Genomic DNA, 14606 nt, shown 5'->3' on the forward strand with positions numbered 1-14606 from the left:
TCTAATTCAGGCTTTGATACAAAATACGAATACCCACCAGCAGAACCAAAATTGCCGTCGTTCTGCGGATAATTAAGGGTCTTATTTTTCGTGTGGTCCAGCGCACCCCTAATTGCCCGCCGAGGAGCACCGCCAGAACCAGGCCCCAGTCCTGAGGTTGCGGACTGTTCCATTGCGCGCTACCCCAAAGGCCAATCAAGGCAGCCAGGGAATTAATCCCAATAAAAAAACTGGCTAGGGCCGCTATTTTCTGTGCCGATTCCCAGCGCATTAAATGCAAGATAGGGGCTAAAAAAATACCTCCGCCAATGCCGACAAGTCCCGAAAGAAATCCGATTCCACCGCCCAATCCACCTCTTTGGAGGTAGGACAGGGTCTTAGCTGACTTCTCGTCCGATCGAAAAGAAACCAATAAAGGAATAGCGGCGATGATTAACAGGGTTCCCAGTAAGATGAAAAATACCTCGTAGTCCAATCGTAGAGTGGCACCCCAAAAAGCCAAAGGGACACTAAAGACCACAAAGGGTAGAAATAATTTCGATTTTAAGAGTCCCTGCCGATAAAACACGACAGAGCTTCCACCTACAACCACAAGATTACAAATTAAGGCCAGTCCCTTAATCGATGCGATTTGGTCGCTGTTAGCGGCGGGATTTTCATGTAAAAGTAAAAGGCCCAAGAGGGCAAGATAACTGGATCCTCCGCCGAAACCCGCAGAGGAATAGAGGGTGGCTACCAAGAAAAAACCGAATAGAAGCAGCAGGTATGTGGAAGGGTCTAAGCTCATGCTGGTAGGGCCTCAACTCCCCCCATTATACTGTAAAAACGGCATTTCGGGTGGTTGTTTTGCAGGTATTTTTGTGCCTCCAGACTTCTCTTTCCACTACGACAAAACAAATAGTAATCCGTTCCTGATTTCCATGGGTAACTAGGCGCTTCTTTTTCCAGTTGACTTAAAGGAAGATGTGCTGATGCAATCTCGCCTTTTAATTCAGTGGATTCGCGAACATCGATCAGCTCAGAGCTCTTCTTCTCTTGCTCCTCAAAAAAGGTAGCCCAGCTACGAATGACCTCAATATCAAAAGCACAAGGGACCTCGTACAGGTCTTCGAGTTCTTTGATTTCTCTGTTTTCTGGTTTTAACTTGAAGCGGATCTTTTGTTGTCGGTGCGTCAGCACATCGATCAAGAGCAAAGAGCCACTCAGAATTCCGGGCAATCTACATACGACCTTCACCACTTCCAAGGCTTGCGCACTACCCACAAGAAATGGCATAGCTCCAAGAATCCCGTTTTGATCGCAACTGGGGATTTCATCTGCCCTTGGAGGTTTAGGAAACAAACAACGGTAGGTTGGGCCTTCCTGATAATTAAAGACACTTAATTGCCCCTGAAACCCTTGCAAAGCAGCCTGCACCAAGGGTTTGTTTTTTATCAGACAGGCATCGTTTAATAGATAACGGGTTCCAAAATTGTCTGTGCAATCAACGACGACATCATAATAAGCGATTAGGTCCAGGGCCGTATCGGCATTGATGTAATCAGAAAAAGTATGCAGTTTGGTAAAGGAATTGCGCTCCTGCAGTAGATCTTTCAAAGCCTCTGCCTTGGAACGCCCAATATCTTCTTCTCGGTAAAGGGATTGGCGGTGCAGGTTGTGCACTTCCACCCGATCGCCATCCAAAAGGCCTAATTCCCCGGCACCCATGCCATTGAGAATTTGTGCCACAGGAATGCCCAATCCACCCAGACCAACTATTAATATTTTGGCTTTCTTCAGGTCTTGCTGGCCAGATTCGCCAAAGCCCGAAAGGTCAAACTGTCGAATATACCTCTGTCTTTCTTCGGGATCAAACATGGGTCTTGTTCTTGGAGGAATAGAAAATAATCGAATTCATCACTGGATGCCGCAAATTGGTTTATCCGCCTAAGGAGGTCATCGAGGATCCAAATACCTTTTCTTGGTGTTCCTTTTCGGCCTCGAATCCATCCTTTGCTCTCCTTAGAAGGACATTTTGCATAAGACTTGCGAATTCTTCCTCTCCGTTAGGGCGTCTCAGAACATCTCGCAATTGAAGTTGCCCTTTACCGTATAAGCAGGTGATCACTTCCCCTTTAGCGGTGATTCGCAAGCGATTACAATTGGCACAAAACGTCCGGCTATAGGCTGGAATAACGCCAAGAGTACAGCGGTAGCCCTCAATTTTAAACTCTCTTGAAGTGGCGGTTAAAGGAACGACCTCTTCTTCAAGGGTACCCAGATGCTCCTGAAGGTGTTCCAGTATTTTTTTGTAGTTCCAATGCCCAGGGCTCAAATCGCGACTGCCCCCATTAAAGGGCATTTCTTCCAGAAAGCGCACCACTACCGGGAGTTCTTTCATATAGTTCACCATAGGAACCAATTGATCCTGGTTTTGACCGGTGAGAACGACACAATTGATTTTTACATGAATACCCGCATCGATTAGTTTGTGGATATTTTCCATAACCAAATCGAATTGATCTCGGCGGGTAATGCGCTTAAAAGACTCTGCATCAATGGCGTCAAGGCTGATGTTGACTTCATCCAATCCCCAGTCCTTGAAACGATCGATATAAGGGCCGATTAAGGTCGCATTGGTTGTAATAGAGAGGTGTTTAAGTCCCTTTTGTTCTGCTAAAAAATCGAGTAACAGAGGTACTTCTTTTCGAACAAAGGGTTCTCCTCCGGTAAGGCGGATTTTGTCAATCCCCATTTCGATCAGCGAACGACTTATAAATTGCATATCTTGGAGGCTGAGCAGGTGCTCCTGCTTGCTAAAAGCAATACCCTCTGCCGGCATACAGTAATTGCAGCGTAGGTTACACCGATCTGTAACCGCTAATCGGAGGTAATTAATTCGTCTTCCGTGATTATCCTTCAGCATGCTTCTCTTTCTATCCTCCACTCACCGGTGGAATTATGGCAATTTCGTCGGTTGATTCTAAGGGTGTATCCTCCTCGGCATAATCCGCATTTACGGCGATGGCCAAACTGCTTAGTTCTCCTAAAGCTGGAAAGGCAGCTAAAAGCGCAGTCCGCAATTCCTTTACCGATTTAGGGAAGTTTTCCTTTTCTTCAAGCAGAACCGACCACTCCCCCTCTTCTACACCAACAATCTCTCGGGCTTGCCCAAAAAACAACAATGCCATACTTAGCCAATCACTGGTTTTGATTGAGGAATAAAGGCCTCAGGATGATCCACAAAAGGTTGACTGTACAGGCGTTTACCCGAAACGGCATACAAGGCGTTGGCCAAGGCACCTCCTGCGGGTGGTAGAGCGGGTTCTCCGAGTCCAGTTGGAGAAAGTTCATTTTCAATAAAGTGAACTTCAACCTTCGGAGCTTCTCTCATTCGGATTAAACGGTAGCGATCAAAGTTGTTGGCCAAAGGTGCTCCTTTATCAAAACCAAAATCCCCGTACATGCTGTGTCCGATTCCATCGATTACCCCACCTTCGACCTGGTTCTTGGCTCCGGTAGGATTGATGACAATACCACAATCCACAACACAGGTGATCTTTTTGAGCTCGGCGCGTCCATTGACCACTTCTACATCGGCCACTTCTGCCACATGGGTATTGTGGCAATAGTAATTCACAAACCCTTGATAGATCCCTTTTTCTTTTTTGCCCCAACCCGATTTTTCAACGGCCATTTCGATAACCTTCTGCATGCGTTCAGCGGAGTACTCCACATTAGCGGCTTCATTGTTCTTGACCTTGTCCAAAAGCTGCATACGCATTTCAATCGGGTCCTGCCCCATCGCCTCGGCTAGTTCGTCAAAGAAACTCTGTTCCGCACTCGCTAAGAAATTGGTGTATGGCGCTCGCCAGGCTCCGGTAGTGATATTACTCTGGTAATTTCCGGTTTCTACTTTGTAATTCTCGATGGCTCCTGCCGGAAAGAAGTTCGGAATCAAGTCGTACATATTGGAATTAACCGCTGCCTCTTTTAGGTGATAGGCGGTCAGTTTCCCGTCTTTGATACCGGCTTTAATTCGGTATTTGATGGCCATGCGGTAGATGCCATCTTCCATATCATCTTCCCTGGAAAAGACCACTTTTACCGGTTTTTTAGCCAAAGAAGATACTTCTGCTGCTTCCAGGGCAAAATCACCGTATAAACGGCGTCCAAAGCCACCTCCCATCCGGGTCATTTCCAAATGAATATCTTCCGGTTTACGCTTGAGCAGCGTAGCCACACGGTTGGCCGTCCAAGCCGGTGTTTGAATAGGCCCGACCAGATGTACCTTGTCTTCCGTGACATTCGCATAAAAGTTCATGGGCTCCATGCAGTTGTGGGGCAAGAAAGGACTGGAATAGGTTCTTTCAATAACCTGATCCGCCTCGGCAAAGGCTTTTTCGACATTCCCGTCTTCACGCTTTACCTCAAACTTTTTTCCGTTTAGAATCTTATCTAATTCGGCGCTGTGATCAGAAGAGCTTTCTAGAGGAGTCCCTTCCTCGTATTCCGCTTTGATCATGTTTTTCGCTTCATGGCGGTATAGGTGTCCTTTGCAATTACGGCGATTTTATCACCGAACTGAAGGACTTGTTCCACACCCTGAACTCCTTCGGCTTGTTTGGCATCAAAACTCTTGAGTTTTAGTCCAAATGCTGGGGGCCTTTTGACACTGGCAATGCGCATCCCTTCTGCCTTGTAGTCCAAACCAAATAAAGGCTTTCCGGTCACAATGTGATCCAAATCTACATTGATGGCGTCTTTACCAATGATTTTATATTCAGCAGGTGATTTGAGACTTACCTCTTCAGGGATCTCCAGTTTAGCCGCGGCATTCACCAGAGCACCGTAACCCAGTTCTTGATCGCTGTCCAGGTGTTTAACGACTCCTTGCTCCGCCTTGCATCGACTGGCATCAACATTCCATTGAGCCGCCGCAGCATTGACGAGCATTTGTCGCGCTGTTGCCCCGGTTTTGCGAAGGGCATCCCACCCATGACGGATGGATTGACTTCCTCCAGCGACCTGGCGGGTATAATTCACATTGTCTAAAACTCCTTGCTTGACAAGAACCATGTCCCAAGGAACTTCGAGTTCTTCGGCTATGATCATGGGCATGGAGGTTTTGACCCCTGGCCGATCTCTGGATTGGGCGAATAAATCGTCACGGCTCCATTTTCGGCAATTTCAATAAAGGCATTGAACTCACTGTAATCCAAAGAAGCTAAATCGATTGGTGGTTCGGCGGTAGGCTTACAGGCTTCGAACAGATTGAAACCGATTAAGAGTCCTCCCCCCGCAAGGGCAGATCTCTTCATAAAGCCTCTTCTGCTAACGTTGGTGCTAATAGTTTTCATAAGGAGGCGATTTTAAGAATTATCAGCAGCCAGGCGGACTGCTTTTTCAATTCGGTTATAAGTGGCACAACGGCAGATGTTTCCGTGCATGACGTTGCGTATCTCTTCATCTGTCGGATTGGGGTTCTTTTCTAGGAAAGCACTGGCCGTCATCATCTGACCTGCCTGGCAATAACCGCATTGTGGTACGTCAAGGCTTTTCCAGGCTTCCTGTACGGGGTGATCTCCATTTTCAGATAAGCCTTCGATGGTGGTGATTTCGCCCTGTACCTGCCCGATGGGCAAACTGCAGCTGCGAATCGCATTTCCGTCTAAGTGTATGGTGCAGGCGCCGCATTGGGCTATCCCACATCCGAATTTTGTTCCTACAAGATTGAGGTGGTCTCGAAGTACCCAAAGTACAGGGGTGTCCGGATCCACGTCAACCGTGTGCATTTGGCCGTTGACTTTGATTTCCATTTTAGGTTCTTTAGTGATCTTCAAGTTATTGATTTCCGATTGAATTTGGTGGTCTTTAACAGCTGGAATTCGCTTTTAACACTTCTTTAAAGCCAATTTTAACGGAAGGACCAAATGATTTTCCCTCTATCTTCGTTCTGGATTTGAACCTATATCGCTTCAAATGAAAAAATTCATTGGACTATCCCTGCTCGTTTTCTGCCTACTATTTGCGGCTTGTGACAACCGTTTGGTCACCAACAACCGCAACCTGAACAGCAGCATATATGGCCTTGGTGAAGAGCCCGATCCCTGCCTTGGTTTAGACAACAACAGCTATTTCTTATCGATTCAGGAACAGTTTACAACACTGCCGGGTAAGGTTTCGGTTTTACTCAGGGCCACGGCCATTGATGGTACCCCGGTCAGCGGTTTGGAGGCTTCTGATTTTAGACTTTATGAGCAAGGACGGAACGACGCCTGCTTCAACCCGGTTTCTTCTTCGGAATCCTTTGCGCGAATTTCACCTAACGCCCAGATATTCAGTAACAATACCTTATTGGTTTTGGACTTGAGTAATTCTGTTTTAGAAAGCAGTTTGGAGGAACTCAAAACGGCTTCTACCAGCTTTTTAAACCAGGTGCTGCCCGAGGTAGAAAACGAATCGGTACAAATGGCGATTTACTGGTTCGATGGAGAGGATGAATTGCACCTGTTGCAAGAGGCTACCTCTTCCAAGGCTTTACTGACCGAGGCTATTGCCGGTATAGAGCCGGGCATTAGTCAAGACCCGTCGACGGACTTGTATGGAGCTGTCATTAAATCGACAGAGATTGCCGAAGAATTGATTGTGGATAATTTGCAGGACTCTTTTGTGACCGCCGCCAGTATTGTCCTCTTTACAGATGGTTCTGATCAGGCTTCTCGTTATACCGAAGAAGAGGCTTTGCGTGTGGTCGAAATTGCCGATCCCAATATTTCTTTTTACACCATTGGTTTAGGAGCGGAAATTGAAACCGATGTGCTCACCGCAATTGGTAAAACCTTTAGTGTGATCGCGCAAGACAAAGAAGAGCTAGAGCAGACCTTTAGCGCTATTTCTGATCGCGTTTCTCAAGCGGCCAGTAGCTTCTACCTCTTTGAATACTGTTCTCCGAAAAGGGATGGCAGTGGCTTCAACAACCTGGTCATTCAATTGATTCAGGAAGACGGCCAAGGGGCTGTGCAGACCCGATTTGATTCCGATGGCTTCACCGGGGGGTGTCAGTAAGGCTTACCGAATAATCAAGGCGTTGCCGAAGTTGCTGTAGTCAGGATTCGGCAGTTCCAATAAGAAACCGTTGATGACCGCATGAGTGAGCTTACCGTCTTTCTTGAGGAAGAAGGTTGGGTTCATCCCTACCTTCAAAGAAAAAGGAGGTAACTCAAATTTTCTGGGAACAATATGAAGGGGACTCTTGGTGAAACGAGTCTCTGGGTTTACCCCATCCGCACGGACATAAGCCACTCCCTTATTGAGTAATTCCTCGTCGTTTACCAGGAACAACATCCCGTTTTCGGCCTGGGTGGTATTGTAAGTGACTTTAGGGGCAACAGCCGTATAGCCAGTGGCATCAAAGGTTTGGTAGCCGTAATAGGTCGATAAGTCACCTTGATCTGCGATACGCCCTTCAAAATGAAAGTAGCGGTGGTCTTCGTCGTCCCGCTCTTGTCGCATGATTCCCAAATCCAATACATAAGGTTTGCCTTGTATCAGGTAAGTCAGGTTGGTAATCTTTAAGTCAAACAGCTTGAAATCGTTTTGGGGAATCGCCTCGTATTCTGATAGCGGCATTTTGGTGAAAGACTTCTTGGCCAAGCTCTCAAAGGCTCCCACAAAGCACAAAAAGTTCAGTTTGCGGATGTATTGTTTTTCGGGATCCCCGAGTCGACCTCCGGATTCGATTAAGATGGTACTGGTACCCCATTTTTGAACATTGTCCCCAAAAGCGCGAGGCTCGAAATCGTCATTCCATTTGCCCACCTTACCCGGTATGTGCTCTTGAACTAAACGATTCAAATAAACGATTACTTTCATAGCATCAGCCCGGGTGGTATTGATGTCTTTTTCGTAATTGTAAGCAGGAGCTAAAAAGGTGATCGTTGCCGGATTCTCTGAACGCTTGGCATTGTAGTAGATCTGCTGATCATGCAGGTTGAAACCAAATTCTGCATTCAAACTATCCCGAACTCTTTTTAACACCTGACTTTCCGGGGAAGCAAGACGTAAGGCGTCTCTGTTGATATCGACTCCCAGGGTATTTCTTCTTTGAAAGACTTCTGCTCCATCTGGATTGAGCATCGGTAAAAAATGGATTCTTAGTTTGGCTAGAATGGCTCGTTTTTCTTCCTTAAAATCAGGGGATTTAAACCAGTTGATCACATCGAAGATGGATTGTGTCGCCGTCGGTTCATTCCCATGCATTTGAGACCACATAAAAACGTCCGTTTCTCCTCTCCCTATGCTGATCAGGGATAGACTTCGGCCTTCAATAGAATAGCCCACAGTGTTGACCTCGAAAGCGGGATGTCGTTCGAGCTTCTCGATCAGCGGTTGTAATTCTTCGTGTTTGATTCGACGTTTGTCCAGGCTTTTTTCCTGATAGCGTTCGTACTGTTCGAAACTCTTTTGTGTCAGCTTGGTTTGACCGATCGCAGGGGAAACTAAACAAAGCAAAGCAAATAAGATCAGAGAAAAGCGAAATATCATGGGTGTTAGTTTTGGTTGGTGTTTTCAATTACAGGCAGGGGCTTAAACCCTAATTTACTGGTGGCCGAACGCACACGCTTCATAAAGTCATCCCCAGGGTCTGTTTTTTGGGTTCGGTAGCCTTTGTCTACTTCGAGCCACAACGGGTGTTCTTCGAAGAGGGTGTATTCGTGGTGTCCGATAACGTAGTCAATGGCATACCTGGATTTTAATTCCTTAACCAGCCATACATTAGCCTTAAGCTGTTCCTTGGTCAGGGGCTGCTCCTCTCCTCCTACGTTTTCGATACCAATAGCACAGTGGTTCAAACCGATCACGTGCCTGGCCATGGTCGTTTCTGGTAGTAATTGATAGATTTTACCGTCTCGATCTACTAAAAAATGGGCCGAAACATTCAATTGACCTGCTCCTTTGATCAGACTGCGGTGATTGGGCAGGGTAGACGAGTAAAATGCCTGAAAGGATTTTTCCAGGGTGGGAATAGCCGTCCAATGGAGCACAATCATCCTCGGCTCAATTTGTACACTCTCGGCAGGCAGGTTGTACCGAGTCTTCAAATACTCTTTCGTTAACTCTTTTCGCTTTTGATCAAATACAATCGGTTTTTGTTCCAGAACGGGTCGATAACCGTCACAGGCAGAAAAAGTCAAAAGGATAAGGAGAAGACCGGAAAGACGAAAAACTCGTCGATAGTTGTTGATACAGAGAAGTTTACTGATTTTCATGGCAGCTGTCAAGGCTTTCTTTTAGGGATAACGACCGGACCAAAGAAAGATTTTACCATTTAAATGTAAAGGAATTATTCGTCACCTGTTTCGCCGCTATTCTACACCCTTGTGCTTTTATACCACAGCTTTGTCTGGGTTCACAACAATAATTTCGGCTCGGCGGAGTTGGCGTCTACATTTACAATGTTCTTATTAACCAAGACAGTTAAATTTTTTCATTTTCATATAGTGTTCTCGTAAAAGGGCCCTGGAGTAATTCAGGGCTCTTTTTGATTTTATACCCTACGAGATCCACTTGTTCTCCCCAAAGTCTGGTTTTCTTTTTTCTAAGAAGGCATCTCGCCCTTCTTTGGCTTCATCGGTCATATAAGCCAATCGAGTAGCTTCTCCAGCGAATACCTGTTGGCCAACCATACCATCGTCTGTCAGGTTCATGGCAAATTTGAGCATCTTGATGCTTGTTGGAGATTTTTCTAAAATTTCTTGGGCCCACTGAAAAGCCGTGTCTTCTAGTTCGGCATGAGGAACAACGGCATTGACCATTCCCATCTCATAGGCCTCTTGAGCAGAGTAGTTACGCCCCAGGAAAAATATTTCCCGGGCTTTCTTTTGCCCGACCATTTTAGCGAGGTAGGCTGACCCGTATCCTCCATCAAAACTGGTGACATCTGCATCGGTCTGTTTAAAAATAGCGTGCTCCTTACTGGCCAGGGTCAAGTCGCATACCACATGTAAACTGTGGCCTCCCCCTACAGCCCAACCGGGAACCACAGCAATGACCACCTTAGGCATAAAGCGAATAAGGCGCTGTACTTCCAGAATATTCAAACGATGTCTTCCGTCCTGACCTACGTAGCCTTGGTGTCCTCTCGCCTTTTGGTCACCTCCACTGCAAAAAGAATACACCCCATCTTTTGGTGAAGGTCCTTCGGCAGAGAGAAGCACTACCCCGATGGAGGAATCCTCTTGTACATCGTAAAAGGCTTCGTATAGTTCTGAGGTGGTATGAGGTCTAAAAGCATTGCGCACCTCGGGCCGATTAAAAGCTATTCGGGCCACTCCGCCACATTTTTTGTAAGTAATATCAGTGAATTCGCGAACGGTAGTCCATTCCATGGAAATGATTTTTTAGAATTCAAAGATAACGGTTCCCCTACGGATTTTTGTTCTTCTCGGCAATGTAGCGGCTTAAGTACTCGGTACTCCTCAGGCGGTGATGCCAAAGGGTTTGTTGGAGAAGGCGCTTTTTTCTGTGTTGATCTAAATCATGCAATTCTTGCCCTAGTCTTTGGTCTAAATCGGCATGGCCTTTCGTCGCTGACCAATTGGCGTTAAAGTAGTTTGAAATGAGGCCTTGCTTCTCTTCCCAAATCACTCTTGATTGGTAGAGCTCTATTGCATTAGCGATAAGCTCTTCCGCTTTATCCCCGCAGAATCCCGGGAACCCCTGAGGTTCCGTAAGCCCCTCTACCCCTTGACTAGTGCTTATACTTGGGCATCCCGCTCGCATACCCTCGGCCAGTTTGCCTTTTATTCCCGCCCCATACCGTAAGGGAAGCAGGTTTACACGGTATTTTTGAAGTGATTCATTCAGGTCAGAGCAGTGGCCTCGAAACGATAAACCTTTGACTTTTTGAAAGGACTGAATGGTATGGCTGGGCCAGTAACTCCCATAGATGTGACATTCTGCCTGGGGAAGTTCTTTGTGTATGGCCGGCCAGAGATCTTTTGCCAGCCAGTTTACGGCATCCTTATTTGGTTCGTGTTTGCCGTTTCCTATAAAGACGAAGTGTTCTCTTTCGCTAAAGTCACACCGCCAGCCATTATCAGTGAGCTCCTCATACATAAAAGGAAGCACAAGACTGCTCTGTGCTAAATCGGGAAGCTCTGCCTTGAGCCATTGCAGTTCAAAATGAGAGACCAGCAAGTTCAGGTCAGACCGCAACAGACACCCGATTTCTCTGTGGGTGATCGTTTGCTGTCTCCACAAATCCGGACCAAAGGGGATCTCTTGTTTAAAAGCTAATCTTCGGGTATCCCTTAAGGAATGTAAGTCTTCGGTATTCAGGATCTGGAAAGCCTGGGGAGCTACTTCCTTTACTCTCCAGCTGAATTGTTCTTCCACCATAAAGCGGTCATAGACGACGACTTCGGGTTGGAGCTCTTTGACCCATTGGTTAAAAAGGTCAGAATTGAGTTCAATCACCCGGGTTTCAATTCCAAGACTCTTTAAGTCAGCTGAGTGTACGTTTTTTGCAGCGGTTGAAGCAAAGTAAACTTGGGTGGAATGCTGAAGGAAAAACTGCAGAAGTTGCATCATACGGACCCCTGCCGCAGTGGATTCGGGTTCCGGCCAGTTCTTTCCTATGACGAGTACCCGATTCATTAAAACCCTAAAGACGTTCGGCGAATAGTCGAGAAATGTGGGAACGAAGCTTTCGCTCGTAGTCTTCTTCCAACCACTCTTTGTAGTTTTTGGTATTGTTCATGATGCAGTAGGAATACTGTCGAACACGGTAAGCGATCTCTTCTTTGAGTTCCTTGGCCAGAATTCTCGCATCAAAAACGTCCTCACTGTTTTCGGCACAGATTTGAGCATGTTGCTCAATACTTCTTTCCAAAACGATTTTGGATTTTAGACCCTCAGCAAATACCTTTTTGTATTCGGCTTTGATGTCGAATTCGATTTTGGTGGATTTGCTGAACTTGGCACGAAGCTCATCGGGCATTTTGTATTCAAATTCCCGTTCAATTTCTTCATCGTTCTTGATGTTTTCGAGGTAGAAATCCGGGAAATGGAAAATTTCTTGCCAATCCAGAGGAGCATCCCATGGGCCAAAACGGGCGATGTTGTTCCCCAAATCGATAACGGAAAACTCTTCTTTTCCGGGAAGCACACGGGATCCCCTACCAATCATCTGAAAATACAGCGTTAAAGAACGGGTGGCACGATTGAGAATGATAGCTTCCACAGAGGGCTCATCAAATCCAGTGGTCAAAATACTGACAGAAGTCAGGATGGCGTCTGGGGTTTTAGAGAACCATTCGAGTATTTCTTGTCGCTCAGCGCTGGAGTTGCGGTTATCCAAATGACGAATGGGGAGTCCTGCCTTTTTAAAGGTTTCATACACCATATAAGAGGTGTTGATACCATTGTTAAAGATCAGGGTCTTTTTGCCTTTCGCAATGTCGTCATATGCACTTTGGAGCTTACCCAACATGCTTTGATTGCCATAAAGCTCATCGGAGGATTTAACGGTGTAATCCCCGTGGATACCCAGTTTTAATCCCCGCAGACTGACGTCGTAGCTGTAGAGATTGGCCTTTGCCAGGAATTTTTTATCGATCAGCGATTGAATGGACTCCCCTACAATGAGTTTTTTGTAGTGGTCCTTCATAGGTAGTTTGATGTTGGAACTCAAGGGGGTTGCCGTTACCCCAAGGATAATCGACTCATCAAAGTATTTGAACAGCTTTCGGAAGGAGTTGTAGTGGGCCTCATCGATGATGACCAGGCCGATATTACGGATATCTACCTTCTCTTCCTGAAGTCGGTTATTCAGAGTCTCCACCATCGCGACATAGCACTGGAAACCTTCTTCATCCTTGACTTCCTTTACATCGCTATTGATGATCTTGTTGTACACCCCAAAATTATCAAGCATTTTGGAAGTCTGTCGACTCAATTCTATACGGTGGGTCAAAACGACCACCTTCTTGCCGCTCTGTTCTATGTACCGTCTGGTGATTTCCGAAAACACAACGGTTTTTCCTCCACCAGTAGGAAGCTGATACAGCAAGTTGGCGTTGCTAGGCAATTCATCCAAACAGGTGAAAATCCGTTGCAGGTCATTTTGCTGATAGTCGTAAAGCTTCTTTCGGTTGAGTTCTTTTTGTACTTCCAAGGATTGTTTACGGTGTTAGTTGTGCATTCGCGATTCTTACAAATCTAGAAGAAATTTGTTCCCGGGACGAAAGCAGGCCGTTGAAATCTATTAAAAACCTATTAACAATTAAAGTTCGAAGAAAGACAAAGCGTCTACCTGCTCATAACTTTTTTAATAACATTCATAAAACCCCCTTGGAATTGGGCCTTAGAACCTGTAACTATGGCCTTAAATACCCTAAATTCTCGATAGAAGCATGAGGCAGCTCAAAATAATCAAGCAAGTAACCAACCGTGAATCCAAATCCTTAGACAAGTACCTACAAGACATTAGCAAGATCGAATTGATCACTGCTCAGGAAGAAGTTGTTCTGGCACAGAAGATTAAGCAGGGGGATCAAGAGGCCTTAGAGAAGCTAACCAATGCCAACCTTCGCTTTGTTGTATCGGTGGCTAAACAGTACCAAAATCAAGGCTTGAAGTTGCCGGATTTGATCAACGAAGGCAACTTGGGCTTGGTAAAAGCGGCTCAGCGCTTTGATGAAACCAGAGGATTTAAGTTTATTTCTTATGCGGTGTGGTGGATTCGTCAATCCATTTTACAAGCATTGGCAGAACAATCTCGGGTCGTGCGTCTTCCTTTGAACAAAATTGGATCGATCAACAAGATCAATAAAACCTTTTCTTATCTAGAGCAAGCGCATGAGCGTCCTCCTTCAGCGGAAGAAATCGCTAAGGAGCTCGATATGACGGTTACTGAGGTCAAGCAATCCCTCAAACACTCTGGCCGCCATGTTTCTATGGACGCCCCTCTGAAAGAAGGGGAAACTTCCAGCCTGTACGACGTGATGAATACAGAGGAGTCTCCTAAGCCAGACAAAGGCTTAATGCACGAGTCTCTTAATCTTGAAATTAATCGGGCATTGGATACCTTGTCGCCTCGAGAGGCTGATGTAGTTCGTTTGTACTACGGAATCGGCGAACAGCATCCATGACTTTGGAAGAAATCGGGTCTACATTTGACCTCACCCGAGAGCGGGTTCGACAGATTCGTGAAAAAGCGATTCGAAAACTCAGACACAGTTCAAAAAGTAAAATCCTAAAAACCTACTTAGGTTCCTAAAACGAAAAGAGCCCCATCGTCGGGGCTCTTTTCGTTAAAGACATGAAAATCTTAGGAATAACTCAGTTGGTTGATATTGTAATTCGCGAGGATTTCGTTGAGGTCCTTTATAAAATTCATGTAGGCGGAATTTTCAAGGTTTTGATTTTTCATAGTTGAGGCAATTGGGGGTTAGAGATTGTCTAGCTGTGCGAGCTCGTTATTGCTTAATATTTCGTTGAGTTCTTGTAAAAACAGGAGGTATTCCTCTCCATAAGTGTCGTATAACATGTAGGTGCAGTTTTAGTTTGATTTGGGATCATACTGGATTAAACCTAAATCAGAATAAAAGGGAACCCAATAA

Annotated in this window: 14 protein-coding genes and 1 pseudogene; 2 read left to right on the forward strand and 13 right to left on the reverse strand. The window is 45.8% G+C overall.

All coding sequences use genetic code 11. From position 1 onward, the window contains the following. Nucleotide 1: 1 nt before the first annotated feature. The 8 genes from BST99_RS04070 to BST99_RS04095 all read right to left on the reverse strand — a co-directional run bounded on the left by BST99_RS04070 (nt 2) and on the right by BST99_RS04095 (nt 5798). A complete protein-coding gene (locus tag BST99_RS04070) occupies nt 2-787 on the reverse strand; it encodes a sulfite exporter TauE/SafE family protein (RefSeq protein WP_105000667.1) in 786 nt (261 codons plus the stop codon). Next, nucleotides 784-1857, reverse strand: a complete 1074-nt coding sequence (locus tag BST99_RS04075) for a HesA/MoeB/ThiF family protein (RefSeq protein WP_105000668.1) — start codon at nt 1855-1857, stop codon at nt 784-786. Before BST99_RS04075 ends, BST99_RS04070 begins: the two co-directional genes overlap by 4 nt. 61 nt (nt 1858-1918) lie before the next feature. Then, nucleotides 1919-2905 (reverse strand): GTP 3',8-cyclase MoaA, encoded by a 987-nt coding sequence (gene moaA / locus BST99_RS04080; RefSeq protein WP_105000669.1) that lies wholly within the window; start codon nt 2903-2905, stop codon nt 1919-1921. 10 nt (nt 2906-2915) lie between these two features. Further along, a complete protein-coding gene (locus BST99_RS04085; RefSeq protein ID WP_105000670.1) occupies nt 2916-3170 on the reverse strand; it encodes a MoaD/ThiS family protein in 255 nt (84 codons plus the stop codon). 2 nt (nt 3171-3172) lie between these two features. Beyond that, nucleotides 3173-4504: a xanthine dehydrogenase family protein molybdopterin-binding subunit gene (locus tag BST99_RS14880; protein WP_317046107.1), complete on the reverse strand. Its 1332-nt coding sequence runs from the start codon at nt 4502-4504 to the stop codon at nt 3173-3175. Further along, the gene (locus BST99_RS14885) at nt 4501-5094 is read right to left on the reverse strand and encodes a molybdopterin cofactor-binding domain-containing protein (RefSeq protein ID WP_317046108.1); all 594 of its coding nucleotides are present in this window, start codon (nt 5092-5094) and stop codon (nt 4501-4503) included. The genes BST99_RS14880 and BST99_RS14885 overlap by 4 nt, the downstream gene beginning before the upstream one ends. Next, entirely contained in the window at nt 5091-5339 is a 249-nt protein-coding gene (locus BST99_RS14890) for a twin-arginine translocation signal domain-containing protein (RefSeq protein WP_317046109.1), read from the reverse strand. Before BST99_RS14890 ends, BST99_RS14885 begins: the two co-directional genes overlap by 4 nt. A 12-nt stretch (nt 5340-5351) precedes the next feature. After that, nucleotides 5352-5798 carry a (2Fe-2S)-binding protein gene (locus tag BST99_RS04095; RefSeq protein ID WP_105000671.1) on the reverse strand — a complete coding sequence of 149 codons (447 nt, stop codon included), beginning with the start codon at nt 5796-5798 and terminating at the stop codon, nt 5352-5354. Between the two features lie 163 nt (nt 5799-5961). Between BST99_RS04095 and BST99_RS04100 the strand changes: the two genes are divergently transcribed. Continuing rightward, nucleotides 5962-7047, forward strand: coding sequence for a VWA domain-containing protein (locus BST99_RS04100; protein ID WP_105000672.1), 1086 nt, complete (start codon nt 5962-5964; stop codon nt 7045-7047). A 3-nt stretch (nt 7048-7050) separates the two neighbouring features. Here the strand turns inward: BST99_RS04100 and BST99_RS04105 are convergent, their stop codons facing one another. The 5 genes from BST99_RS04105 to BST99_RS04125 all read right to left on the reverse strand — a co-directional run bounded on the left by BST99_RS04105 (nt 7051) and on the right by BST99_RS04125 (nt 13159). Next, nucleotides 7051-8526 carry a M14 family zinc carboxypeptidase gene (locus BST99_RS04105; protein WP_105000673.1) on the reverse strand — a complete coding sequence of 492 codons (1476 nt, stop codon included), beginning with the start codon at nt 8524-8526 and terminating at the stop codon, nt 7051-7053. Nucleotides 8527-8531: 5 nt separating this feature from the next. Continuing rightward, on the reverse strand, nt 8532-9251 hold the full coding sequence (locus BST99_RS04110) for an N-acetylmuramoyl-L-alanine amidase (protein WP_105002427.1): 720 nt from the start codon (nt 9249-9251) through the stop codon (nt 8532-8534). Between the two features lie 285 nt (nt 9252-9536). Next, a complete protein-coding gene (locus tag BST99_RS04115; protein WP_105000674.1) occupies nt 9537-10370 on the reverse strand; it encodes a 1,4-dihydroxy-2-naphthoyl-CoA synthase in 834 nt (277 codons plus the stop codon). Nucleotides 10371-10407: 37 nt separating this feature from the next. After that, nucleotides 10408-11640 carry a glycosyltransferase gene (locus tag BST99_RS04120; protein ID WP_105000675.1) on the reverse strand — a complete coding sequence of 411 codons (1233 nt, stop codon included), beginning with the start codon at nt 11638-11640 and terminating at the stop codon, nt 10408-10410. Nucleotides 11641-11647: 7 nt separating this feature from the next. Then, a complete protein-coding gene (locus BST99_RS04125; RefSeq protein ID WP_105000676.1) occupies nt 11648-13159 on the reverse strand; it encodes a DEAD/DEAH box helicase in 1512 nt (503 codons plus the stop codon). Between the two features lie 238 nt (nt 13160-13397). Between BST99_RS04125 and BST99_RS04130 the strand changes: the two are divergent. Further along, nucleotides 13398-14263 (forward strand): annotated as a pseudogene (locus BST99_RS04130) (sigma-70 family RNA polymerase sigma factor). Nucleotides 14264-14606 lie beyond the last annotated feature (343 nt).

It is taken from the genome of Aureicoccus marinus (genome assembly GCF_002954325.1).
Lineage (GTDB): Bacteria > Bacteroidota > Bacteroidia > Flavobacteriales > Flavobacteriaceae > Aureicoccus > Aureicoccus marinus.